Annotated in this window: 22 protein-coding genes and 1 pseudogene; 12 read left to right on the forward strand and 11 right to left on the reverse strand. The window is 62.7% G+C overall.

Annotation, left to right across the window (positions count from 1 at the left end; genetic code table 11):
* Positions 1–5 precede the first annotated feature (5 nt).
* From C8K66_RS11400 to C8K66_RS11415, 4 genes and pseudogenes are all read left to right on the forward strand, one after another.
* Positions 6–1,019, forward strand: a complete 1,014-nt coding sequence (locus C8K66_RS11400; protein WP_046381735.1) for a putative 2-aminoethylphosphonate ABC transporter substrate-binding protein — start codon at positions 6–8, stop codon at positions 1,017–1,019.
* A 125-nt stretch (positions 1,020–1,144) separates the two neighbouring features.
* Positions 1,145–2,275 (forward strand): annotated as a pseudogene (locus tag C8K66_RS11405) (TIGR03364 family FAD-dependent oxidoreductase); the annotation flags it as partial.
* A complete protein-coding gene (locus C8K66_RS11410; RefSeq protein ID WP_026139794.1) occupies positions 2,275–2,829 on the forward strand; it encodes a phosphonate degradation HD-domain oxygenase in 555 nt (184 codons plus the stop codon). The pseudogene C8K66_RS11405 and the gene C8K66_RS11410, both read left to right, overlap by 1 nt.
* Positions 2,830–2,922: 93 nt before the next feature.
* Positions 2,923–3,465 carry a hypothetical protein gene (locus tag C8K66_RS11415; protein ID WP_046381737.1) on the forward strand — a complete coding sequence of 181 codons (543 nt, stop codon included), beginning with the start codon at positions 2,923–2,925 and terminating at the stop codon, positions 3,463–3,465.
* A 6-nt stretch (positions 3,466–3,471) separates the two neighbouring features.
* Here the strand turns inward: C8K66_RS11415 and C8K66_RS11420 are convergent, their stop codons facing one another.
* Entirely contained in the window at positions 3,472–4,839 is a 1,368-nt protein-coding gene (locus C8K66_RS11420; protein ID WP_046381738.1) for a DUF3482 domain-containing protein, read from the reverse strand.
* Positions 4,832–6,211 (reverse strand): DUF2868 domain-containing protein, encoded by a 1,380-nt coding sequence (locus C8K66_RS11425; RefSeq protein WP_108524865.1) that lies wholly within the window; start codon positions 6,209–6,211, stop codon positions 4,832–4,834. The genes C8K66_RS11420 and C8K66_RS11425 overlap by 8 nt, the downstream gene beginning before the upstream one ends.
* 90 nt (positions 6,212–6,301) lie before the next feature.
* Here C8K66_RS11425 and C8K66_RS11430 point away from each other — a divergent pair, with 90 nt between their 5' ends.
* Positions 6,302–6,814, forward strand: a complete 513-nt coding sequence (locus C8K66_RS11430) for a dihydrofolate reductase (protein ID WP_046381740.1) — start codon at positions 6,302–6,304, stop codon at positions 6,812–6,814.
* Positions 6,815–6,898: 84 nt separating this feature from the next.
* Here C8K66_RS11430 and C8K66_RS11435 read toward each other — a convergent pair whose 3' ends face one another.
* Positions 6,899–8,290, reverse strand: coding sequence for an L-cystine transporter (locus C8K66_RS11435; RefSeq protein WP_108524867.1), 1,392 nt, complete (start codon positions 8,288–8,290; stop codon positions 6,899–6,901).
* Between the two features lie 241 nt (positions 8,291–8,531).
* On the opposite strand from C8K66_RS11435, the gene C8K66_RS11440 reads away from it, so the two are divergent.
* Both C8K66_RS11440 and C8K66_RS11445 read left to right on the forward strand, forming a co-directional pair.
* Complete coding sequence (locus C8K66_RS11440; protein ID WP_046381742.1) at positions 8,532–9,593, forward strand: hypothetical protein; 1,062 nt, start codon at positions 8,532–8,534, stop codon at positions 9,591–9,593.
* A 222-nt stretch (positions 9,594–9,815) separates the two neighbouring features.
* On the forward strand, positions 9,816–10,994 hold the full coding sequence (locus C8K66_RS11445) for a GDSL-type esterase/lipase family protein (RefSeq protein ID WP_057004027.1): 1,179 nt from the start codon (positions 9,816–9,818) through the stop codon (positions 10,992–10,994).
* A 56-nt stretch (positions 10,995–11,050) separates the two neighbouring features.
* Here C8K66_RS11445 and ilvD read toward each other — a convergent pair whose 3' ends face one another.
* Positions 11,051–12,892: a dihydroxy-acid dehydratase gene (ilvD, locus tag C8K66_RS11450; protein WP_057003962.1), complete on the reverse strand. Its 1,842-nt coding sequence runs from the start codon at positions 12,890–12,892 to the stop codon at positions 11,051–11,053.
* Between the two features lie 450 nt (positions 12,893–13,342).
* Here ilvD and C8K66_RS11455 point away from each other — a divergent pair, with 450 nt between their 5' ends.
* Positions 13,343–13,801, forward strand: coding sequence for a transposase (locus C8K66_RS11455; protein WP_046381744.1), 459 nt, complete (start codon positions 13,343–13,345; stop codon positions 13,799–13,801).
* Positions 13,802–13,932: 131 nt separating this feature from the next.
* On the opposite strand, the gene C8K66_RS11460 is transcribed toward C8K66_RS11455, so the two are convergent.
* A complete protein-coding gene (locus tag C8K66_RS11460) occupies positions 13,933–15,129 on the reverse strand; it encodes a class I SAM-dependent rRNA methyltransferase (RefSeq protein ID WP_046381745.1) in 1,197 nt (398 codons plus the stop codon).
* Positions 15,130–15,369: 240 nt separating this feature from the next.
* Here C8K66_RS11460 and C8K66_RS11465 point away from each other — a divergent pair, with 240 nt between their 5' ends.
* Positions 15,370–16,182: an HDOD domain-containing protein gene (locus C8K66_RS11465; protein WP_169850532.1), complete on the forward strand. Its 813-nt coding sequence runs from the start codon at positions 15,370–15,372 to the stop codon at positions 16,180–16,182.
* 21 nt (positions 16,183–16,203) lie between these two features.
* Complete coding sequence (gene mutM / locus C8K66_RS11470) at positions 16,204–17,016, forward strand: bifunctional DNA-formamidopyrimidine glycosylase/DNA-(apurinic or apyrimidinic site) lyase (RefSeq protein ID WP_017845033.1); 813 nt, start codon at positions 16,204–16,206, stop codon at positions 17,014–17,016.
* Positions 17,017–17,138: 122 nt separating this feature from the next.
* Here mutM and C8K66_RS11475 read toward each other — a convergent pair whose 3' ends face one another.
* The 5 genes from C8K66_RS11475 to C8K66_RS11495 form a co-directional block, all read right to left on the reverse strand.
* The gene (locus C8K66_RS11475; protein ID WP_003195146.1) at positions 17,139–17,390 is read right to left on the reverse strand and encodes a YfhL family 4Fe-4S dicluster ferredoxin; all 252 of its coding nucleotides are present in this window, start codon (positions 17,388–17,390) and stop codon (positions 17,139–17,141) included.
* A gap of 103 nt (positions 17,391–17,493) precedes the next feature.
* Entirely contained in the window at positions 17,494–17,973 is a 480-nt protein-coding gene (gene coaD, locus C8K66_RS11480; protein WP_003176711.1) for a pantetheine-phosphate adenylyltransferase, read from the reverse strand.
* 103 nt (positions 17,974–18,076) lie between these two features.
* A complete protein-coding gene (locus C8K66_RS11485) occupies positions 18,077–19,672 on the reverse strand; it encodes a GMC family oxidoreductase (protein WP_046381747.1) in 1,596 nt (531 codons plus the stop codon).
* A 36-nt stretch (positions 19,673–19,708) separates the two neighbouring features.
* Positions 19,709–20,254, reverse strand: a complete 546-nt coding sequence (locus C8K66_RS11490; RefSeq protein WP_108524869.1) for a twin-arginine translocation pathway signal protein — start codon at positions 20,252–20,254, stop codon at positions 19,709–19,711.
* Between the two features lie 28 nt (positions 20,255–20,282).
* Complete coding sequence (locus C8K66_RS11495) at positions 20,283–21,710, reverse strand: coniferyl aldehyde dehydrogenase (RefSeq protein WP_057003959.1); 1,428 nt, start codon at positions 21,708–21,710, stop codon at positions 20,283–20,285.
* Between the two features lie 146 nt (positions 21,711–21,856).
* Here C8K66_RS11495 and C8K66_RS11500 point away from each other — a divergent pair, with 146 nt between their 5' ends.
* Both C8K66_RS11500 and C8K66_RS11505 read left to right on the forward strand, forming a co-directional pair.
* Entirely contained in the window at positions 21,857–22,528 is a 672-nt protein-coding gene (locus C8K66_RS11500; RefSeq protein ID WP_017845029.1) for a TetR/AcrR family transcriptional regulator, read from the forward strand.
* A gap of 33 nt (positions 22,529–22,561) precedes the next feature.
* Entirely contained in the window at positions 22,562–23,416 is an 855-nt protein-coding gene (locus C8K66_RS11505; protein ID WP_017845028.1) for a sulfurtransferase, read from the forward strand.
* A gap of 27 nt (positions 23,417–23,443) precedes the next feature.
* Here C8K66_RS11505 and C8K66_RS11510 read toward each other — a convergent pair whose 3' ends face one another.
* Positions 23,444–24,439, reverse strand: coding sequence for a hydrolase (locus C8K66_RS11510; RefSeq protein WP_046381750.1), 996 nt, complete (start codon positions 24,437–24,439; stop codon positions 23,444–23,446).
* Between the last annotated feature and the right edge of the window lie 7 nt (positions 24,440–24,446).

Raw genomic sequence — 24,446 nt, forward strand, 5'->3', positions numbered from 1 at the left:
ATGCCATGTTCAAGCCCCTCGCGTTGGTCGCTGCCGTACTCACTGCATTCAGCCTGAATGCCTTCGCCAAGACTGAATTGACCGTGTACACGGCCCTCGAAGCCGAGCAATTGAAGACCTATAAACAGGCCTTCGAGCAGGCCAACCCCGACATCGAAATCAAATGGGTGCGTGACTCCACCGGCATCATCACCGCCAAGCTGCTCGCGGAAAAAGACCGCCCGCAAGCCGATGTGGTCTGGGGCCTGGCCGCGTCGAGCCTGGCGATCCTCGACCAGCAAGGCATGCTCGAAAGTTACGCGCCCAAGGGCCTGGACAAGATCGGCAAACACTACCGTGACGCCGCCAACCCGCCTGCGTGGGTCGGCATGGACGTCTGGGCCGCGACGATCTGCTTCAACACCGTCGAAGCCGAGAAGCAGGGCCTGAGCAAACCGGTGAGCTGGCAAGACCTGACCAAGCCTGAGTACAAGGGCAAGATCGTGATGCCCAACCCGGCGTCCTCGGGCACCGGTTTCCTGGATGTGAGCGCCTGGCTGCAGACCTTCGGCGAGAAGCAGGGCTGGCAGTACATGGACGACCTGCACCAGAACATCGGCCAGTACGTCCACTCCGGTTCCAAGCCATGCAAGCTGGCGGCTTCGGGTGAATTCCCGATCGGTATTTCCTTCGAATACCCGGCCGTGCAGCTGAAGCGCCAGGGCGCGCCGCTGGACATCATCCTGCCAAAAGAAGGCCTGGGCTGGGACATCGAAGCGACGGCGGTGATCAAAGGCAGCGCCCACGCCGACGCGGCGAAGAAACTCGCCGACTTCTCCGCCAGCACCGCCGCGATGGACCTGTACAAGGACAACTTCGCCGTGCTCGCCCAGCCGGGCATCGCCAAGCCACAGACCGAATTGCCGGCGGACTACGAGCAGCGGCTGATCAAGAACGACTTCACCTGGGCCTCGAAAAACCGCGACAGCATTCTGACTGAATGGCGCAAGCGCTATGACGGCAAGTCGGAAAAACAATAAATTTCACCTCTACCTGTAGGAGCGAGCTTGCTCGCGAAGAACCCATAGACGACGCGGGCTACCTGATAGCGCTGCGTTATCGTTGACGTGCTTCGCGAGCAAGCTCGCTCCTACAGAGGGTTACGTATGTCATGACAGATTTATTGATCATCGGCGCCGGCATCCTCGGCCTGTCCCACGCCTACGCAGCAGCCAAGCGCGGGCTCAAGGTCAAGGTGTTCGAGCGCAGCGCCACACCGTTGGGCGCCTCGGTACGCAACTTCGGCCAGGCCCTGGTCACCGGCCAACCGCCAGGCCCGATGCTCGACCTGGCGCGGCAAAGCCGCGATATCTGGGGCGAATGGGCGCGGCTGGCCGGCTTGCAGCTCAAGCGCAACGGCTCGTATCTGTTCGCCCGCAGTGAAGCCGAAGAACACCTGCTGGAAGCCTTCTGCGCCGGCCGCGCCCAGGCGTATGGCTATAACGTCAAACTGCTGCAGGGCGCGGCGTTGCGGGATCTGTACGGCGGCCAATTCCGTCATCACCGCGCAGCGTTGCACGGCAAGGACGATCAGCAACTGTATTCGCGCGAGGCGATCCCGGCGCTGATCGATTACCTGCGCGAGGAACTGCAGGTGGAGTTTCACTTTTCGACCCTGGTGCGCGACGTCGAGCCCGGCCAGTTGCACAGCACGGCGGGCAGTTTTCGTGGCGCGCAGATCTTGGTCTGCTCGGGCCACGATTACCAAACCCTGCTGGCCGAAGCGATTGCCGAACTCGACCCGCATATCTGCCGCCTGCAAATGCTGCGCGCACGGCCGGCGGTCAACCTGAACCTGCAACATGCCTTGCTCACCGGCCTCAGTTGCGTGCATTACGGCGCGTTTGCCGACCTGCCGGAAGCGGCGGCGGTGCAGGCGCAGATCCTGCGCGAAGCGCCGTACCTGCATGAGCACGGGATTCACTTGCTGATCAGCCCAACGCCCCATGGCGAACTGATCATCGGCGACTCCCACGACTACGGCCGCGATGCGTCGCCGTTCAACGCCGAGCAGGTCGATGACTGGATGCTCGAACTGGCCGAGCAGACCCTGGGTTGCAAGGTCCAGGTGGTCGAGCGTTGGCAGGGCGTCTACGGCGCACGCGGGCGGGTGCCGTTCTCGTTCCTGCGCGTGGCGCCCGGTGTCAGCGCCGCGTTGATGCATACCGGCGTGGGCATGAGCGTGGGGCCGGCGCTGGGCGAGCGCAATATCAGCGCACTGTGGGGGGCGGCATGATGAATCCGCAGCAGGTGATTGCCGAGGTTTTCGGCCTGTACGAGCAACACGGCACGGCGGATTACATCGGCGAGGCGGTGTCGCAGCTCGAACACATGTCCCAGGCCGCGCAGTGGGCCATGGCCGAAGGCTTCGACGATGAAGTGGTGCTGGCGGCGTTTTTCCACGATATCGGCCATCTTTGCGGCCAGGGCGGTGCGAACATGGGCGGCTATGGCGTGGTCAGCCATGAGCGGCTGGGCGCCGATTACCTGCGCCGCGTCGGTTTCAGCGAGCGCCTGGCGCGGCTGGTGGAATATCACGTCGAGGCCAAGCGCTACCTGACATTCAGCCAGCCGGACTACTACGCCCGGTTGAGCGAAGCCAGCCGCCGCACGCTGGCGTATCAAGGCGGGGCAATGACGCCTGACGAAGCGCGGGCGTTCGAGCAAGACCCGCTCTACGCCATCAGCCTGCGTCTGCGCCACTGGGACGAACAGGCCAAGCAAGCGCAGGTGCCGGTGCTCGATCTGCAGGTACTCAAGGCCAAGGCCGCGCGGCTACTGGTTGCGTAGATTGGCCTTACGCCAAACGCAGATGCGCCGCCTAGAGCCCCTGAGGTCGGATCACTAAGGTGGCTTGCTTCTTCAATCCAAGGAGCAACGCTGATGCGCTACTTAAAAGTGACGGCCCAGGACATGAGCGGCAACGGTCGGGCGGACACAGTCATCCTGCACTTCTATGAGCAGCAGGCTGGCTGTCCCGATGAACTGATCCACGAGATCTTCGCCGTGGACATGAGCGCGGACGGCCGGGTCGACCTGCAATGGGCGGACGATCTGAACCCGGTCACCCGTCCCTGTCGGCTGGAAAAACAGCGGGTGGACACCTTCGCCGACTGCTTTTTGAAGTTGAACTGGTTCAATCGGCGCAGCCACTGGCAGCGCACGTTGACGCTGTACGTCGATCATTACGCCAAGGCCGGCACGCCCAACGCGGTCAAGCTGGAATTCCAAGAGCGCACGGCGCCGCAGTGCAAGGGCTCGCTGATCTACAAGGCCGCCGCCTATGACGGCGATGGCGACGGGGTGCTGGAATCGTTTACCAACAGTGACATCGACCGAGACGGTATCGCGGACAAGGCCGATAAAGAGCTGATCCGCACGTTGTGTACGACCTTTCTGGGCTTTGAGTGGTACGCGCGTCAATAAGCGGGGTCAGGCTTCATCGAGCCGGGCGGCCAGGGCTTCGACCTGCTCCTGGCGCTCGGCCTGGCTCAATTTGGCGTGAGGGTTGAGGGACGACCACTGCGGGTGGGCGCGGGCCTTGTGCAGGGCGTCGGGCAGTTTGCCTTCGCGCCAGGTCTTGTCCTGCGGCGTGTCGACCTTGATGCTGTGCATCGCCGCATGACCGCGCAGGTTCAGGGCCTTGAGCAATTGGCGTTGGCGCAGGGCCAGCAGGCGCAGCACGCTGTCGTCGACGGTCAGCTCGCGCTGGCCCTTGATTTTGCCCAGCAGGCGCCCGCCATAGCTGCGCGCGGTTTGCAGCGCGCCACCGGCAATGGCGCCCGCCAGCGCGGCGGCGCCAAGGGTCAACCCACCCACCAGCAGGTCGACCCCGGCACCGGCGGCCGCGCCGGCGGCAATCCCGCCGCCGACGCGCACGCCGAGTTGCTTGAGGGTTTCCGGGTTGAACAGGTCATCGCCCCAGCGCCCGTCGAGCAGCGGCAAGTCGCTGGCGGCGGCGTCCTGCGGGCGGAAGCCGAACAGCTTGAGCAAGGCTTCCACGCAACGCTGCTCGCGCTGGCGCACGGCCTTGCGCAAATCGCCGATGGCTTGCGGTTCCTCTTCAGTGACCACGCTGCGCCGGCACGCGGCGCAGTCGATCAGCAGTTCGGCGATCAGCCGCGCGGCGCTTTGCTGGCGGGCCTGGCGTTGGGTGTGCTGGTCGAGGATCAGCCGTTCCAGTTGGGGCCGGGCGTTTTCCAGCAGCAGGGCGAGGCTTTCATACAGGCGGCGTTCGCCGTCTTCCGGCGGCGCGACGCTGTCGAACCGCACCAGTGCGTGCAGGCCGAGGCGGGCCAGGGCTTCGCGCCAGTCCGGTTCGCGATGATCGTTGCTGCTGACGAAGTTGAGCACGGGCAATAACGGTTTGCCGCAACTGGCCAGCACTTGCAGTTCGTCGCGGTACTTGGCCAGCACCGGCTCGCGGGCGTCGATCACATACAGGCCGGCGTCGGAGGCCAGCAGTTGGCGCAGCACCTTGGCTTCCTGTTCGAAACGCTGACGGGCTTCGCTGCCTTCCAGGAAACGCGCCAGGCGTGCCGGGCCGTCGAGGCGTTCGCCGGGGCGATCGAGGCGCTCCAGATAGTCGAGCAGGGCGATGGCGTCTTCCAGGCCGGGGGTGTCGTAGAGTTCCAGCAGGGCTTCGCCCTCGACCGACAAGCGCGCGCCTTCGACATGCCGCGTGGTGCTGGGGCGATGGGAGACTTCGCCGAAACCGACATCGCGGGTCAGGGTGCGCAGCAGCGAGGTCTTGCCGACATTGGTGTGGCCGACCACGGCGAGTTTCAGGGGTTTAGTCATGGCCGCTCTCCAGCCAGTTCAACGGCGCGCAATCGGCGAAGGGCAGTTCCAGTTGTTGCAGCGCCGCGTGCCAATCGCCCAGGCGCTCGGCGTCCAGCGCCTGGCCGGGTGGCGCTTGCAGCAGCCACACGCGGGTGGCGCTGGCGCTGCGCGCCAGTTCGGCGATCAGCGCCAGGCTGCCCCGGTCGGGCGAGCGGCGCGGGTCGCAGGCGATGGCCAGGCGCGCGGGCGGGAAGCGGGTCAGTTGTTCCAGCAGTTTGTGGCGTGATTCGCGGCTGTCGAGGATGCCGGCGTTCTGCACGTTGCCCGGCAGCTTCGGCGGCCACGGGTGCTGGTCGTCGAGTTCGATGGCGACCACCAGAGCGCCGTCGCTGTGCAGTTCGCTGACGCCGCCGCTGACGGCGTGCAACTGCTCCGGTGCCGCATCGTTGACCCCAAGCCGTTCGCTGCTCGGCATCAGGCGTTCGCGCAGTTGGCTGTAGCCGGGCAGGTTGAGGTCCAGGCGCAGGGCGGCGCGCCCGCGTTTCCAGCGCCACAGGCACAGCAGGGCGAGGGTCAACCGCGGCAACAGGCCGTAGATCAGCAGCACGCCCACCAGCCAGGCAGCCCAGGCCTGGCGGGCGCTGTCGATGTTCAGGGCGGAATCGCCGCTGGCGCGGATCATCTCCACCGTGGGGACGTTGAAACCAAGCAGGGCGGGCAGGGCGCCGAGGGCTTGGGTCACGGCGACGAAGGTGTCGGCGCCGAGGATGGTGGTTTCCCACACAAAACCGTAGCGCCGGGTGGCGAGCAGTGTCAGCAGGATCGCCAGCGCGCTGAGCAATGCGAGTAACCACAGGCTGTTGACCAGCACCCCGACGGCCCAGCGATTGAGCTTCTGGCGCTGCAATAGCAGCAGCAACGCCGGCGCCAGTTGCGCGGCTTTGGCGTCACGCGCGAGTTTTTCGCTGAGCCACAACCACAGCCGGCCGAGGCTGGCGCTGTGTTCTCCGGCAAACAGCAGGCCCAATGCCCAACTGATCAGCAGGATCAGGTTCAAGCCGAGCAGGCTGCCCAGCGCCCAGAACACATTCACCGGGGTCAAGCCGTTACCCAGCGCAGCAAAGACCAGGCCCGCGCCACTGATCACCGCGACTATCGCCAGCAGTATCAGGGCCAAACGCGCGCCTTGCAGCCAGCGGATGAGGGCGGTTGTCAGCCCATCGCGCTCGGCCAGGTACAGGGCGCGCTGTTGAATGCGCGTCGGCAGGTCGCCACCGGCCGTGCGGGCCAGGCGATTGGCTTGCTGATCTTCCAGCGGGCCGGCGTGTTCTTCGCGCAGGCGCACGGTTTCCGTCAGCCAGAGTGTTTGCAGGGGGGTCAGTGCAGTCACGCGCCGTCCTGTTGTGTCAGTGAGCCTGGAGCATAACCGCTGTGCAGCCGGTTGGGGTACGCTTCGCGTGGCTCTGGTATTCTCGTCGCCATGAAAAAAACTCTCCCTCTAAGCCTGATCGCAGCCCTCGGTGAAAACCGTGTGATCGGCGTCGACAACAGCATGCCCTGGCATTTGCCGGGGGATTTCAAATATTTCAAGGCCACCACCCTGGGCAAGCCGATCATCATGGGGCGCAAGACCTGGGATTCCCTGGGTCGACCGCTGCCGGGGCGCTTGAACATTGTGGTCAGTCGTCAGACCGACCTGGCGCTGGAAGGTGCGGAAGTTTTTCCGTCGCTTGAAGCGGCGGTGGCGCGTGCGCAAGCGTGGGCCCTGGAGCAGGGCGTGGATGAGCTGATGTTGATCGGCGGCGCGCAGCTTTATGCGCAGGGGCTGGAACAGGCGGATCGCCTGTACCTGACGCGGGTGGCGCTGAGCCCGGAAGGGGATGCGTGGTTTCCGGCGTTTGATGAGAACCAGTGGAAGTTGGTTTCCAATCTGCAGAACCCAGCCGAAGGTGACAAGCCGGCTTACAACTTCGAAGTCTGGGAAAAAGCCTAAAAGCATCGGGGGCAAGCCCCCTCCCACACTGACCGCATTCACTCGGTCAAATGTGGGAGGGGGCTTGCCCCCGATAGCGGTCTATCAGGCCTGCGCCAACTCCGCATGCTCATCCGCATTCAGCCGTTCTTTATCCGTCTGCTGCATGATCTGGCTGGTAATCGCCCCGGCTGTCATCGAACCGTTCACGTTCAACGCGGTACGGCCCATGTCGATCAGCGGCTCCACGGAAATCAGCAGCGCCACCAGTGACACCGGCAAGCCCATCGCTGGCAGTACGATCAGCGCGGCAAACGTCGCCCCACCGCCCACGCCGGCAACGCCCGCCGAACTCAAGGTCACAATCGCCACCAGGGTCGCGATCCACAGCGGGTCCAACGGGTTGATGCCGACCGTCGGCGCGACCATCACCGCCAGCATTGCCGGGTAGAGACCGGCGCAACCGTTCTGGCCGATGGTCGCGCCGAACGAGGCGGCGAAACCGGCGATGGCGTGCGGGATGCCCAGGCGGCGGGTCTGCGCTTCGATACTCAGCGGGATCGCCGCCGCGCTGGAGCGGCTGGTGAAGGCGAACGTCAGCACCGGCCAGACCTTGCGCAAGAAGCGCAGCGGGTTGATCCCGGCCAGCGACAGCAGCAGGCCATGCACGACGAACATCAGCCCCAGCGCCAGGTACGAGACCACGACAAAACTGCCGAGCTTGATGATGTCTTGCAGGTTGGAGCCGGCGACCACCTTGGTCATCAGCGCCAATACGCCGTAGGGCGTGAGCTTCATCACCAGGCGCACCAGGCGCATCACCCAGGCTTGCAGGGTGTCGATGGCGTTGAGCACTTTCTGGCCCTTTTCCACGTCATCCTTGAGCAGTTGCAGCGCGGCCACGCCGAGGAAGGCGGCGAAGATCACCACGCTGATGATCGAGGTCGGCTTGGCGCGGGCCAGGTCGGCGAACGGGTTTTGCGGCACGAACGACAACAGCAACTGCGGGATATTCAGGTCGGCGACCTTGCCCGCGTAGTCGTTCTGGATCACTTGCAGGCGCGCCATTTCCTGGGTGCCGGCCACCAGGCCTTCGGCGGTGAGGCCGAACAGGTTGGTCAGGCCGATGCCGATCAGCGCCGCAATCGCGGTGGTGAACAGTAGGGTGCCGATGGTCAGGAAGCTGATCTTGCCCAGGGACGCGGCGTTGTGCAGACGTGCCACGGCGCTGAGGATCGAAGCGAACACCAGCGGGATCACGATCATTTGCAGCAACTGCACATAACCGTTGCCGACCAGATCGAACCAGCCGATAGAGGCTTTGAGGACCGGGTTGCCATCGCCGTAAATGGCGTGCAAGGCCGTACCGAACGCCACGCCGAGTATCAGGGCGAACAGGACCTTCTTGGCGAGGCTCCAGTTCGTTCGACGGGTTTGTGCCAGGCCCAGCAACAGGGCCACGAACACCAGTAAGTTGAGAATCAGGGGCAGATTCATTGAAGCTCCGTTGAGAGTGTTGCCAATCGCGTGAGCCTGCGATTGCGAACCGGGAAGCCTAACAGCTTGATATATATTGATTTAATACCAATATGGAATGGTGTCTGTCGTTTTTGGAATAAGTAGTTGGCGCTCAGGCACATGGCAATGGCGGAATCAGAACGCAAGCGGTCGCGACCGGGCGAAAACTGTCACAGGGATTTGTTAGCGTCGATGTCTTTCACTCAGGGAGACAACGCCTATGAAGCTCGCGCCGAAACTACTGGTATCCGCCGCATTCTGCCTCGCACTCGCCGGCCAGGCGTTCGCCGCCACCGAGTTGAAACACTGGCCGGCCCCGGCCGCCAAGCAACTGAACGAAATGATCGCCGCCAACGCCAACAAGGGTAACTTCGCGGTGTTCGACATGGACAACACCAGCTACCGCTACGACCTCGAAGAGTCCCTGCTGCCCTACATGGAAAACAAGGGCCTGATCACCCGCGACAGCCTCGACCCGTCGCTCAAGCTTATGCCCTTCAAAGACACCGCCGAGCATAAGGAAAGCCTGTTCAGTTACTACTATCGCCTCTGCGAAGTGGACGACATGGTCTGCTACCCGTGGGTGGCCCAGGTGTTTGCAGGTTTTACCCTCAAGGAACTCAAGGTCCAGGTCGATGAGTTGATGGCCTCCGGCAAGCCAGTGCCGGTCAGCTATTTCGAAGGCGACGCGGTGAAGAACTCCGAAGTCCAGCCGCCGAAAGTCTTCACCGGTCAGGCTGAGCTGTACAACAAGCTCATGGAAAACGGCATCGAGGTGTATGTGATGACCGCCGCGTCGGAAGAGCTGGTACGCATGGTCGCTGCCGATCCGAAGTACGGCTACAACGTCAAACCGCAGAACGTCATCGGCGTGAGCACCCTGCTCAAGGACCGCAAGACCGGCGAACTGACCACCGCACGCAAGCAGATCACTGCCGGCAAATACGACGAAAAAGCCAACCTCGGTCTGGAATTGACCCCCTACCTGTGGACCCCGGCGACCTGGATGGCCGGCAAGCACGCCGCGATCCTGACCTACATCGACGAATGGAAAAAACCGGTAATCGTCGGCGGCGATACCCCGACCAGCGACGGCTACATGCTGTTCCACGATGTGGACGTGGCCAAGGGCGGCATTCACCTGTGGGTCAACCGCAAAGACAAGTACATGACCCAGCTCAACGGCATGATGGCCAAACACGCGGCCGCCCAGGCCAAGGAAGGCTTGCCGGTGACGGCGGACAAGAACTGGGTGATCGTCAAGCCTGACGAGATCCAGTAACCACGGGTGTACGCCGGTAATTGTGGGAGGGGGCTTGCTCCCGATAGCAGTGTTGACTGACCCACCGCTATCGGGAGCAAGCCCCCTCCCACCTGTTGATCCCCCGTGTGTTGGAGGTTTTCTCCAGGCAAAAAAATGCCCCGCACGGCGCGGATTTTTATCGGGCCTGTGCCGCTGAGCGACGGCTATAGTCAACTATCGGGATGGTCAGGGGACTGCAACATGTGGCTATGGCTATGTCGCTCGATGGTGTTGCTGGCGGTGTCAGGCGGATGCAGTGCGCTGTTCTCGATTCGGGCCTTGGCGGCAGAACCGCAAGCAGTGCCTGTTTCTGGTTTAGTGACGTTGGCCGACAAGCTCAAGGTTTCGCACGGTAGTTCCGTCAATATCGTGCAGTTGGGCGACTCCCATACGGCGGCTGATTGGTTTTCCGGTGAAATGCGCCGTTTGTTCCAACTGCAATATGGTGAGGGCGGAATAGGTTTCGTCGCGGCTACACCGGTCCCAGGCACCCGTTACGATCAAGTGGTACTGGCGGCTGATAGTGACCAATGGCGCCTGATTTCAAGCCGTTATCAGCACAGCGATGAATTCCCGCTCGGTGGTTATCTGGCGTTGCCCGTGGCGCCCAACGCCCACGTCAGGATTGGTGTGCGAGAACCCCATGAAATGCGCTACCGGGTTTCTGCGCTGTACCGAGCTGATGTTGACAGCGGTTTGGTGGCGGATGACGGCATTCGTCACATGGCGGTGCCATTGTTGTCGACTTCCGGGCAATGGCGGTTCAGTCGGGCGCTCGAAAATCTGGCCCTGCCATTGGACCTGGCGATCATCAGTGAACGGGGGGTTGCGCTCGGCGGCTGGAATATCGAGTCACAGCAACAGACTGGAGTGACTTACTCGGCACTGGGTATCAACGGTGCAACCCTGAATTCGGTCGATTCGTGGCAGGCCGGATGGGAGCATACGTTGAACGCGCTGCATCCCGACCTGCTGGTGCTGGCGTATGGCGGTAACGAAGCGTTCGATGACGATCTGGATCCGAGGCGTTATCACGATGAGTTGCTTGAAAAGCTCGCGTTCTTGCGCCGCACATTACCCGCCACCGTGCTTTTGTTGGTCGGGCCGGCAGACTCGATAAAGCAGCGGTCCGGCATGGCGTGCGAAGAGCGTCAGCCGAAAAATCTGTCTCGGGTCATCCAGATCCAACGGCAGGCCGCCTTACGCGCGGGGGCTCTGTTCTGGGACTGGCAAGCGTATATGGGAGGCCCCTGTTCGATTGAGGCTTGGCAGGCCGACCACCTTGCTCAGAACGATCTGGTTCACCTGAACGAGCAAGGCTATCGAAAGAGTGCGGCCGGGCTTTATCGTTATTTGCAAACCCGCTTGGCTGGGCAGTAAACCTTTAACAAAAAGCCCCGCACTGGGCGGGGCTTTTTTATGCGCAGGATTAGGCCTTACAGCCCGTCCAGCATCGCCTTGTTACGCACCGCACCCTTGTCGGCACTGGTCGCCAGCAACGCATAAGCCTTCAACGCAGTAGTCACCTTGCGTGGACGCTTCTCCACCGGCTTCCAGCCCTTCTTGTCCTGCTCGACCCGGCGCGCGGCCAGTTCTTCGTCGCTGATCAACAGGTTGATCGAGCGGTTCGGAATGTCGATCAGTACCTTGTCGCCGTCCTGTACCAGGCCAATCGCGCCGCCGGCAGCGGCTTCAGGCGAAGCATGGCCGATGGACAGGCCCGAGGTGCCGCCGGAGAAACGGCCGTCGGTCAGCAGCGCGCAGGCTTTGCCCAGGCCTTTGGATTTCAGGTACGACGTTGGGTAGAGCATCTCCTGCATACCCGGGCCGCCTTTCGGGCCTTCGTAGCGGATGATCACGATGTCGCCTTCTTTGACTTCGTCGGCGAGGATGCCGCGTACCGAGCTGTCCTGGCTTTCGTAGATCTTGGCGCGACCTTCGAAGACGTGGATCGACTCATCCACACCGGCGGTTTTCACCACGCAGCCGTCGAGGGCGATGTTGCCGTACAGCACGGCCAGGCCGCCTTCTTTCGAATAGGCGTGCTCGACACTGCGGATGCAGCCGTTTTCACGGTCGGCGTCGAGGGTGTCCCAACGGGTCGACTGGCTGAACGCGGTCTGGGTCGGGATGCCCGCCGGGCCGGCCTTGAAGAAGGTGTGTACGGCTTCGTCGTCAGTCTGGGTGATGTCCCACTTGGCGATGCCTTCGGCGAGGGACTTGCTGTGTACGGTCGGCAGGTCGGTGTGCAGCAGGCCGCCGCGCGCCAGGGAACCTAAGATCGAGAAGATCCCGCCGGCGCGGTGCACGTCTTCCATGTGGTACTTCTGGATGTTCGGCGCGACTTTGCACAGTTGCGGCACGTGACGGGACAGACGGTCGATGTCGCGCAGGTCGAAATCGATCTCGGCTTCCTGGGCCGCGGCCAGCAAGTGCAGGATGGTGTTGGTGGACCCGCCCATGGCGATGTCCAGGGTCATGGCGTTTTCGAACGCCTTGAAGTTGGCGATATTGCGCGGCAACACCGACTCATCGTTCTCGCCATAGTAGCGTTTGCACAGCTCGACGATGGTGCGGCCGGCCTGCAGGAACAGTTGCTCGCGGTCGCTGTGGGTGGCCAGCGTGGAACCGTTGCCCGGCAAGGCCAGGCCCAGGGCTTCCACCAGGCAGTTCATCGAGTTGGCGGTGAACATGCCGGAGCACGAACCGCAGGTCGGGCAGGCGCTGCGCTCGTATTCCGCGACCTTCTCGTCAGAAGCGCTGGAGTCGGCGGCGATGACCATGGCATCGACCAGGTCGAGGCCGTGGGAGGCGAGTTTGGTCTTGCCGGCTTCCATCGGGCCGCCGGAGACGAAGATCACCGGGACGTTCAGGCGCAAGGCGGCCATCAGCATGCCGGGGGTGATCTTGTCGCAGTTCGAGATGCACACGATGGCGTCGGCGCAGTGGGCGTTGACCATGTACTCCACGGAGTCGGCGATGATCTCGCGGCTCGGCAGGGAATACAGCATGCCGTCATGGCCCATGGCGATGCCGTCGTCCACGGCGATGGTGTTGAATTCTTTGGCGACACCGCCGGCGCGTTCGATCTCGCGGGCGACCAGTTGGCCCAGGTCCTTGAGGTGGACGTGGCCGGGGACGAACTGGGTGAACGAGTTGGCAATCGCGATGATCGGCTTCTTGAAGTCGTCATCTTTCATCCCCGTGGCACGCCACAGTGCGCGGGCGCCGGCCATGTTGCGGCCATGGGTGGATGTTTTCGAGCGGTAATCTGGCATTTGAGCCCTCCGGGCGGCTAATCAAAACTAATCAGGTGCTAAGGGGAGTGAGCTTCTATGGACGTCTGGAACACCCGAAAAATGGCCGTGGTGTCCGGACGTTGCCGCAAACGTTACGGGATCGCCGTGCGTTTTGGCCTCGAGCTCATAAACCCGCCGGGGGATGACTGGCGATGAATAGGCCGATTCTACACCGCTGGCGGCTGGAGGGAATGGCGAAAAGCGCCGTGGCGACGCACGCCCGGATCAACCAATCTGATGTAGGAGCGAGCTTGCTCGCGAAAAACGAACAGGCGACACGGGCCTCCTGATAGTACGGCGTTATTGTTGACGTTCTTCGCGAGCAAGCTCGCTCCTACAGGGGGGGACATATTCAGAACCACTGTTTAGAGGCCGGTTGACGTCGCTGCGCCTACCGTTTCTCTTTCACTCACAGAAGAGGACGAAGGAATGTCCACCCAGCAACGTGCACATCGGCTGCGCATCGGGCGCTGTTCGGAGTCGGGCCGTATTTACCTGATCACTGCGGTTACCCATCAACGACAATCGGTCTTTCAGGACTGGCGCATCGGCCGCCTGCTTGTCAGTGAGTTCAGGCAGGCTCAGGACGAGGGTGAGGCGACTTCGCTGGCCTGGGTGGTCATGCCTGACCATTTCCATTGGCTGGTCGAGTTGCATAACGGCGACTTGCCAAGGCTGATGCGAATCACCAAGTCGCGAAGTGCCCGTGCCATCAACCAGGCCAGGTGTTCGTTCGGGACCCTATGGCAAAAAGGTTACTTCGACCGCGCACTGCGTCGGGAGGAAGATTTGAAAGCAATGGCCCGCTATATCGTGGCCAATCCCTTGCGTGCAGGGCTGGTCAAGCATATCGGCCAGTACCCGCTATGGGACGCCATCTGGTTGTGACCTCTTCCCCCTTGTAGGAGCGAGCTTGCTCGCGAAGCACGTCAACGATGACGCAGCGCTATCAGGTAGCCCGCGTCGTCTATGCGTTTTTCGCGAGCGAGCTCGCTCCTACAGGGGGACGGTTTTGGTCTTTAGCTATTTGGCAGCAACCGGCAGGTGATGCTCTTGATGTAGCGCGTCTCAACAATCGCCGGATGCACCGGGTGATCCGGGCCCTGGCCGCCGCGCTCGAGCATCTGGATGTTACGGTCCAGGTGGCGGGCGCTGGTCAGCAGGATGTTCTGCAGGTCGTCTTCCGGCAGGTGCATCGAGCACGAGGCGCTGACCAGGATGCCGTCCTTGCTGAGCAGGCGCATGGCTTGCTCGTTGAGGCGGCGGTAGGCGCCTTCGCCGTTCTTCATGTCTTTTTTGCGTTTGATGAAGGCCGGTGGGTCGGCGACGATCACGTCGAAGCGTTCTTCGCTGGCTTTCAGCTCTTTGAGGGCTTCGAAGACGTCGCCTTCGATGCAGGTCATTTTCTCGGCGACGCCGTTCAGCGCGGCGTTGCGCTCGACGCCGTCGAGGGCGAAGGCCGAGGCGTCGACGCAGAACACTTCAGTGGCGCCGAAGGCCGCGGCTTGCACGCCCCAGCCGCCGATGTAGCTGTACAGATCGAGGACGCGCTTGCCTTTGGCATACGGGGCCAGGCGTGCGCGGTTCATGCGGTGGTCATAGAACCAGCCGGTTTTCTGGCCCTGGATCACCGGGGCTTCGAATTTCACGCCGTTTTCTTCCAGCGCGACCCACTCCGGCACCAGGCCGAACACGGTTTCGACGTAACGGTTGAGGCCTTCGGCGTCGCGCGCGGCGGAGTCGTTCTTGAACAGAATGCCGCTCGGCTTGAGCACTTGGGTCAGGGCGGCGATCACGTCTTCTTTATGCGCTTCCATGGTCGCCGAGGCGATCTGCACCACCAGGATGTCGCCGAAACGGTCGACCACCAGGCCCGGCAGCAGGTCGGAATCGCCGTAGACCAGGCGGTAGAACGGCTTGTCGAACAGACGGTCGCGCAGGGACAGGGCGACGTTCAGGCGGTGTACCAGCAGCGACTTGTCCAAAGGCAACTTGATGTCACGCGACAGCAGGCGCGCGCAGATCAGGTTGTTCGGGCTCATGGCCACGATGCCCAGGGTCTTGCCGCCGGCCGCTTCGAGGATGGCCTGGTCGCCCGCCTGGAAGCCGTGGAGTGGGGTGGCGGCCACGTCGATTTCGTTGCTGTAGACCCACAGGTGGCCGTTGCGCAAACGACGATCGGCGTTGGCTTTGAGACGCAGGCTTGGCAGGGACATGACGTCGCTCCGGAAAAAAGAGCGGGAGTATACCGTGTTGCATTACATTTCGTGGCTTGGCCTGATGGGTTGCAGGGGGCGCGCGTGCTGTGGCGTCCATTTGATAGGAGTGCCATTTGGTTTTTTGAGGTGTCGGTCAGCTTCCCATCGGGGTTAGAATCCCCCTCTCGCCCAGAGTGTGTACTTATGTCCCAAGAGCTTTCCGCCGAACAGATCCAGCAGGCCCTGCAAGGCATCAGTGTGCCGCCTCAGCCGCAAATCATGGTGGATTTGCAGATGGAACAGTACATGCCCGACCCGGACCTGGAAGTGATCGCGCGGTTGATTTCTCAGGACCCGGGCCTGTCCGGCGCGCTGCTGAAGATCGTCAACTCGTCGTATTACGGCCTGAGCAACAAGATCGCCTCGATCCAGCGCGCCGTTAACCTGCTGGGCAGCCGTTCGATCATCAACCTGATCAACGCCCTGTCGATCAAGGGCGAGATGAGCGACGACACCATCGTCACCCTCAACCGTTTCTGGGACACCGCCCAGGACGTGGCCATGACCTGCCTCACCCTGGCCAAGCGCACCGGCGCCCAGGCGGTGGACGAAGCCTATGCCCTGGGGCTGTTCCACGATTGCGGCGTGCCGCTGATGCTCAAGCGCTTCCCCAATTACATGGTGGTGCTCGAAGAGTCCTACGCCAATGCCGGTGCCGACTGCCGAGTGGTCGACACCGAAAACAATGCGTTCAACACCAACCATGCGGTGGTCGGCTATTACACCGCCAAGTCCTGGCGCCTGCCGGAACATGTGACCGACGCCATTGCCAACCATCACAACGCCCTGGCGATCTTCAGCGATGAGTCGCCGCGCAATCCGCAGCTCAAGAACCTGCTGGCGATCCTGAAAATGGCCGAGCACATCTGCGCGTCGTACCGGGTGTTGGGCAACCAGCCGGTCGACTATGAGTGGGACGCGATTGGCCATCTGGTGCTGGACTACGTGGGCCTGTCGGACTACGACTTCGAAAGCATGAAGTTGTCGATCCGCGAACTGGGCGCGCACTGACCCTTACCTCACGAGGCACACATGCCCGAGTTACCAGAAGTCGAAACCACTCGGCGCGGGATTGCGCCGCACCTGGAAGGCCAGCGGGTCAGCCGCGTCGTGGTGCGTGAGCGACGCCTGCGCTGGCCGATCCCGGAAGACCTCGATGTACGCCTGTCCGGGCAGCGCATCGTGCTGGTGGAGCGGCGGGCCAAGTACCTGTTGATCAACGCCGAAGTGGGCACCCTGATCAGCCACCTGGGCATGTCGGGCAACCTGCGCCTGGTGGAAGTCGGCCTGCCGGCGGCCAAGCATGAGCATGTGGACATCGAGCTGGAGTCGGGCCTGGCCCTGCGCTACACCGACCCTCGGCGTTTTGGTGCGATGCTCTGGAGCCAGGACCCGCATAACCACGAACTGCTGATCCGCCTGGGGCCGGAGCCGTTGACCGACCTGTTCGATGGCGAGCGCCTGTTCAAACTGTCGCGTGGGCGTTCGATGGCGGTCAAACCGTTCATCATGGACAACGCGGTGGTGGTGGGCGTGGGCAATATCTACGCGACCGAAGCGCTGTTCGCGGCGGGGATCGATCCGCGCCGCGAGGCCGGTGGCATTTCACGCGGGCGCTATCTGAAGCTGGCGATCGAGATCAAGCGCATTCTGGCGGCCGCCATCGAGCGCGGCGGCACTACCTTGCGCGACTTTATCGGTGGCGACGGGCAGCCGGGGTATTTCCAGCAGGAACTGTTCGTCTACGGCCGGGGCGGCGAGGCGTGCAAGGTCTGCGGGAGCGAGTTGCGCAATGTGGTGCTGGGGCAGCGGGCGAGTGTGTTTTGCCCTAAGTGCCAGAGCTGATTGCTGTGTGATGGCGGATATCGCCATCGGGGGCAAGCCCCCATCCCACATTTGAATGTATTCACACATCAACGTGTGGGAGGGGCTTGCCCCCGATGAGGCCCTCACAGACGCCACCAGGCTCAAGCCTTACCGGTAATCTTCCGGTACTTCTCCATCAACTGTTCTTCAGTCTCCGGGTGGGCTTCATCCAGTGGAATGCAATCCACCGGGCACACCTGCTGGCACTGCGGTTCGTCGTAGTGGCCGACGCACTGGGTGCAGAGGTTGGGGTCGATCACGTAGATCTCTTCGCCTTGGGAAATCGCGGCGTTCGGGCACTCGGGTTCGCAGACGTCGCAGTTGATGCAATCGTCGGTGATGATCAAGGACATGGAAACTCCTGCCAGGGCAGTCAGCCAAGGCATCTGGAAAACTAATGCGCGCAATTGTGCCGCATTGGCGCCCGCAGTGCGAGCGGGCGCCGAGTGAGCGGTCTTACTTCTTGAAGCGCAGGGTCAGCGCATCAGCCACGGCCGGATGCACGAACTTGGTGATATCCCCGCCCAGGGCCGCGATTTCACGGACCAGCGTCGAGGAAATGAACGAATAACGCTCCGACGGCGTGAGGAACAGGCTTTCCACGTCCGGCGCCAGTTGGCGGTTCATGTTGGCCAACTGGAATTCGTATTCGAAGTCCGATACCGCGCGCAGGCCGCGCAGGAACACATTGGCGTTCTGCTCTTTGGCGAAATGTGCCAGCAGCGTCGAGAAACCCACCACTTCGACGTTGGGCAGGTGCTTGGTGACCTCGCGCGCCAGCTCCACGCGCTGTTCCAGGGGAAACAGCGGGTTTTTCTTGGGGCTGGCAGCGACCGCGATGATCACATGGTCGAACAAGCGCGAGGCGCGTTCGACCAGATCGCCATGGCCTTTGGTAATCGGGTCGAAGGTACCTGGGTACAACACTCGGTTCATCGCGTCGTCCTGGCGGAGTCCGTTGGGGAACCGGATGGTATCGCAGCCGTCCCGGTCGGCCAAGTCGACTTATGCAGATAGACCCGCGAAATACCCTGTTTTTTCATGCCGTTTTCAGACGTTCGGCCAATGCGCTCGCCAGTTGCGCGGTCAATCCGTACACCGACAACTGCGGGTTGGCGCCAATGCTGGTGGGGAACAGCGAACCATCGTGGATCGACAGGTTGCGCAACTGGTGATGGCGACCGAGGCTGTCGGCCACCGCATTTTTCGGCTCTTCGCCCATGGCGCAGCCGCCCATCACGTGGGCGCTGCCCAGGCAGGTGCGGTGCAATTCCAGGTTGAGGCCGTCGATCAGGCTGCGTGCTTCGGCCAGGGTCTTCACGTAGCGCGCATCGTGATGCAGCGGCTTGACCGACTTGGCGCCCGCCGCGAACTGGATCTCGGCCATGCTGTGGAACGCGCGGCGCAGGCCGTCCCAGGCGTAAGGCGACACCTGGTAATCGAGCACTGGTGTGCCGTCGCCGCGCAGTTCAACGCTGCCGCCGGGGCTGTCGGGGTGGAAGCCATCGCGCAGCAGGGCAAGCATTGCGTGGGTATGTGGCAATTGGCTCATGTCCAGGGCGTTCTGGGTGCCGTAGCCGCCGAGCAGCGTACTGGCCAGCGCCGGGTGCAGCGGCGGCGCTTCGAGCTTGTACGACATTCTGCCGGTGGTGCCGTCCAGCCATTGGAAGTGATCGGAATAGATCGACTGCGGCGCGCCATAGAACGGGTTGATCACCTCGTCGAACAGCGCCGCGGAGAAGTTCACCAAATGCAAAAAGGTGCGCTTGCCCAGCCGCGAATGCGGGTCGGGGGCGGCCGAGCGCATCAGCAGCGCCGGGCTGTTGATGCCGCCGCCGGCCAGCACGTAATGCCTGGCCTTGACCGTGATCTTGCGTCCAGTCGGCGCCACGCAGCGTTCGTCCATGGCCACGCATTCCAGGCTATTGATGCGGTCGCCGCTGTAGACCAGGCGTTCGGCGCGGGCCAGGTACAGCAGCTCGCCGCCTTTCTCCAGGGTGGAGGGGATGGTGGTCACCAGCATCGACTGCTTGGCGTTGACCGGGCAACCCATGCCGCAATAACCCAGGTTGAAGCAGCCGCGCACGTTGCGCGGGATCACATGCCAGCTGTAGCCCAGCTGTTCGCAGCCTTTGCGGATCACGTCGTTGTTGGCGTTGGGCGGCATGGCCCAGGGAGCGATGCCCAAGCGCTGTTCCATTTTTTCGAACCATGGCGCCATGTCCGCGCTGCTGTGGCCCTTGACCGCATATTCGCTGGCCCAGTGGCTGAGGGTGGCGTCCGGGGTGCGGAAGCTGGAGGTCCAGTTGATCAGCGTGGTGCCGCCCACGGCCCGGCCTTGCAGGATGGTGATGGCGCCGTCCTTGCTCATGCGGCCGATGCCTTCTTGATACAGACTGGCGTAGGCCTCGTCTTCGAGCAGCTTGAAATCGCTGCTGGTCTTGAGCGGGCCTTCTTCGATCAGCAGCACTTTGTAGCCGGCGGCGCTGAGGATTTCGGCAGTGGTGCCGCCGCCGGCACCGCTGCCGATGATCGCTACGTCGGCTTCCAGCGTCAGGTCGCGGTCGAGGGCGGCGCCATTGTGGGTTTTCCAGCCGCGGGCCAGGCCGTCGCGGAACAGATCGGGTACAGGCATCGGGGTCGTCTCTTGTTTTTATTGGGGGGATGCGAATCAGATCTTCGGCGGCCCGGGGTAGCCGCAATGGGCCCAGGACGCCGGCCGGAAGTACCAGGCCATGATCACCAGCTTGAGCAACGAACCCTGGCCCATGCGCAGCAGGTTCAGGTAGCTGTTTTCCCAGCGGTGCAGGAAGTTGCGGATCTGTTCGCCACTGGCGTTTTCCCAACTGCCCCAGACCCCGGTCAGTGGGCCACGGGTGATGCCCATGCCCAGCACGTCGAACAGTTGCTGGGTCAGCTTGAACATCTCCGGCGACAGGTGCTGCAGGCTGTAGTCGAGTTTTTTCAGGGTGTCTTCAATCCCGCTGGCGACTTCCTGGGCGCTGGCCACGCCTTCCAGCAGCACCGGGATCACCGCGCGCAGAAACGGCAAGTCGCTGCTGCGCAACAGGGCAAAGCCGCTGGCCGGAGTGCTGCTGGAGCAACCGCTGAGGCTCGCGCCCAGCCCGGCGGTGGCCAGGAAGGCGCTGGCGCACAGGCCGATTTTCAGGACGCCGCGCCGCGACAGCGCGGGTGAATCAGTCAGGCTTGGGTTCATTGTTATGGTTATCCCGAGGGTGGCGGTATCAGCGGATAAACAGCTTCTGGATCAGCTTCTGGATCGATTTGCCGTAGGGCGGGTAGATCAACTTCGCGGCGTTCAGGCGCTGCTTGACCAGCACGCCCTTGGCCTTGCTGAACGTGAGGAACCCTTCATGACCGTGGTAGTGGCCCATGCCTGATGGGCCGATGCCGCCGAAAGGCATGTCGTCCTGGGCCACATGCAGCAGCGTGTCGTTCAGGCATACGCCGCCGGAGTGGGTTTCGTGGAGTACGCGGTTCTGTTCGCGCTTGTTGTAGCCGAAGTAGTACAGGGCCAGTGGGCGAGGCCGCTGATTGATGTAGGCAAAGGCTTGGTCGATGCCGCGATAAGGCACGATCGGCAGCACCGGGCCGAAGATTTCGTCCTGCATCACCGTCATTTCATCGCTGACATTCAACAGCAGGCTGTGGGCCATGCGGCGTGCCTGGCCCTGGTCGTACAGAGGGATCAGGGTGGCGCCCTTGTCGGTGGCGTCCTTCACGTAGGCGTTGAGCCGGGCCAGTTGCCGTTCGTTGATGATGGCGGTGTAGTCCGGGTTGTTGGCCAGCGTCGGGTAAAAACCGCGAAGCGCCTTGCTGTAGGCCTCGACGAAACCCTCGACGCGATCTTCCGGCACCAGCACGTAGTCCGGCGCTACGCAGGTTTGCCCGGCGTTCAGGGCCTTGCCGAAGGCGATGCGTTCGGCGGCGTCCTTGAGGGGCACATCGGCGGAAACGATCGCCGGCGATTTGCCGCCCAGTTCCAGCGTGACCGGGGTCAGATGCTCGGCCGCCGCGCGCATCACATGTTTACCGATGCTGGTGGCGCCGGTGAACAGCAGATGATCGAAGCGCAGCCTGGAAAATGCCATGCCGACGTCGGCCTCGCCCAGCACCACGCACACCAGGTCTTCGGGGAAGACCTTCGCCAGCAGGGTCTTGAGCAGTTCGCCGGTGGCCGGGGTCGATTCGCTGAGTTTGAGCATCACCCGGTTGCCCGCGGCCAACGCACCCACCAATGGCCCGATGGCCAAGTACAGCGGGTAGTTCCAGGGCACGATCACCCCGACCACGCCCAGCGGTTGGTAGATGACTTTGGCCGAGGCGGGCTGGAAGGCAATGCCTACAGCACGGCGGGAAGGTTTCATCCAGCCACTGAGGTGTTTGCTCGCATAGTGAATGCCATGCAGGCTGGGCATCAGTTCGGCGAACAGGGTTTCGTCGGCGCTGCGATGGCTGAAGTCCTGGCTGATCGCGTCGATCAGCGCCTGGCGTTCGTCGCTGAGCACTTCGCGCAAGGCCTTGAGCCATTGCTGGCGTTGCGCGGCCGGCGGCATCGGGTTGGCGGCATAGGCGCGGCGTTGGGCGTCGAACAGGCCCTGGAGTTGATCCAGTGTCTGGGAATCTTGCGGGTAGGCAACGTTGGCAGACATGGTGCAGTTCCGGATTGTTATTGGTCTGCCTGGATTTTTAGAGTTATTGCTCTAAATTGTCAAATGGCATTGCAGCCATAACTGGATTTATCCCGGCAAGGTTAGGCCGTAAGATGGTCGATCACGTGTACAGAAGCTGATCCCCTATGGCACCACGAGTAAAGACCAGCGAGCGCATTGTGCAAACCAGCCTGGAGCTTTTTAACCAGCAGGGCGAGCGCAGTGTCAGCACCAACCATATCGCCGCCCATATGGAAATTTCGCCGGGCAACCTGTACTACCACTTCCCCAACAAGCAGGCGATCATCGCCGTGCTGTTTCGCGAATACGAAGCCTTGGTCGACAGTTTCCTGCGCCCGCCCCAGGGTCGCACCATGGTGGTGGAGGACAAGCGCTTCTACCTGCAGGCGGTCCTGGCCGGCATGTGGCGCTACCGTTTCCTGCACCGTGACCTCGAACACCTGCTGGAGAGCGACCCGGAACTGGCCACCGGCTACCGGCGCTTTTCCCAGCGTTGCCTGATTCAGGGGGGCGCCATTTACCGAGGGTTTGTCGATGCCGGCATTCTCAATATGGACCCGGTGCAAACCGAGGCGCTGACCCTCAACGCCTGGATCATCCTTACCTCCTGGGTGCGGTTTTTGTGTACCACCAATGAAAAATCCACACATCTGAGCGCCGAAGCGATCAAGCGCGGGGTGTATCAGGTGCTGGTGCTGGAAGCGGGGTTTGTCACGCCGCAGGCCAAAGCGGCGGTGGATGCACTGTTCAAAGAGTTTTACGTGCCGTTGAACCAGGCACTGGAAGAAGTGAAGTAGGATCTTTCCCGAATTTGTTCACAGGAGTCTGTCATGCCACTTGCCCAACTGATCAGCCCCCAGCAACTGGCCGAGCGCCAACAGCGCGGCGCTCTGGTGATACTTGACTGCCGCTTTGCCCTGGAAGACCCGGACTACGGAATGTGCAGCTACGCCGAAGGGCATATCGAAGGCGCGCAATATGCCGACCTGGAGCGCCATCTCAGTGGGCCGGTGACCAAGGGCGTGACCGGGCGTCACCCGTTGCCGCAGGCGCAGACGCTCGCCGAGCAACTGCGTGCCTGGGGCATCAATGCCGATACCGATGTGGTGCTCTACGACGACGGCCCGGGTGTTTATGCCGCCCGCACCTGGTGGTCGCTGGCGTGGCTGGGCAAGCGTGATGGCGTGTTTATCCTGGACGGTGGCTTGAAGGCCTGGCACGCGGCCGGCTTCCCGTTAAGCCTGGATGCGCCGGTGATCGAGCGCGGCACCTTTGTCGGCACGCCGGACAATCGCCTGCTGCTGGATGCCAAGCAGCTGCAAAAACGCCTGGGCCAACCGGGCCTGACCCTGATCGACGCCCGCGCCCAGCCGCGCTTTCGCGGCGATGTCGAGCCTATCGACCCGATTGCCGGGCACATTCCCGGCGCGCAATGTGCGGCGTTCACCGAAAACCTGGGCAGCGATGGGCGTTTCCTGCCGGCCGAGCAGCTCAAGCAGCGCTTCGCCGCCCAGTTGCAAGGCCGTTCGCCGGATGAGTTGGTGGCGTATTGCGGTTCGGGCGTGACGGCGTGCCACAACCTGTTCGCCCTGAGCCTGGCGGGTTACCCGTTGGGTAAGTTGTATGCGGGATCGTGGAGCGAGTGGATTACCGATCCAACGCGGGAAATCGCGACGGGCGACTGAGTTGTCCTGCGTGTAAACCCACCTTGTTTAACGGGGTTGTGTCAGCAGCCATTGCGGAATCCGCCGCTCCAGGTAGTAACCGGGGCGCTTCAGCGAACCGTCGACAAACCCCACATGCCCACCCTTGGCCAGCAATTCGAACTCGGTGCAATCCGACAACTCGCTGGCTTCGGGCAGGCTATGGGCGAAGACAAACGGGTCATCGGCCGCCTGGATGATCAGGGTCGGCGTGCGGATATCGCCCAGGTAGTAACGGCTCGACGCGCGGCGGTAATAGTCTTCGGCACTGAGGAAACCATGCAGCGGCGCGGTGACCCGGCCGTCGAAGTCCCAGAACGTGTGCATCTTCTCCAGAGACCCGAGTGCCTCCAGGGCCTTGAGCCCTTCAGCACGACCATCCTGTAAAAAGCGGCTTTGCTTGACGCGGATATACGCCACCATCTCGCGCATGAAGTGCTTCTGGTACACCCGCGAAAAGCCCAGGCCGATGCGATCGGCGCACTGATCCAGACGAAACGGCACCGACACCGCCGCCGCGCCTTGCAGCCCCGAATTCGCGCCGGTTTCGCCCAAATGCTTGAGCAGCACGTTGCCCCCTAGGGAATAACCCACCGCATACAACGGCGCCAACGGCCGCTTGGCGCGCAGATGGGCAATCGCTGCCGCCAGGTCTTCGCTGGCGCCCGAGTGGTAGCTGCGCGCCAACAGGTTCGGCTCGCCCGAGCATCCGCGCCAGTTCAAGGCCGCACTGGCCCAGCCCTGGGCGGCGAGGGCTTTTTGCAGGCCGGCCACGTAAGGCGAGTTGGACGAGCCGGTCAGCCCATGCAGTACCAGCACCAACGGCGCTTGCGCGTCATGGGGGCCATGCCAGTCGAGGTCGAGAAAGTCGCCGTCGTCCAGCCACAGGCGTTCGCGTGGGCGTTCGAGGTGCGTGGTCGGGCGCCACAGCGGCCCCCACAACGTTTGCAGATGAGGGTTGCCGAGGCCGAAGGCGGGTTTGAACAGGTCTGAAGAGGGGGTCATGACACTC

Source organism: Pseudomonas sp. GV105 (assembly GCF_003058185.1).
Taxonomy (GTDB): Bacteria; Pseudomonadota; Gammaproteobacteria; order Pseudomonadales; family Pseudomonadaceae; genus Aquipseudomonas; species Aquipseudomonas veronii.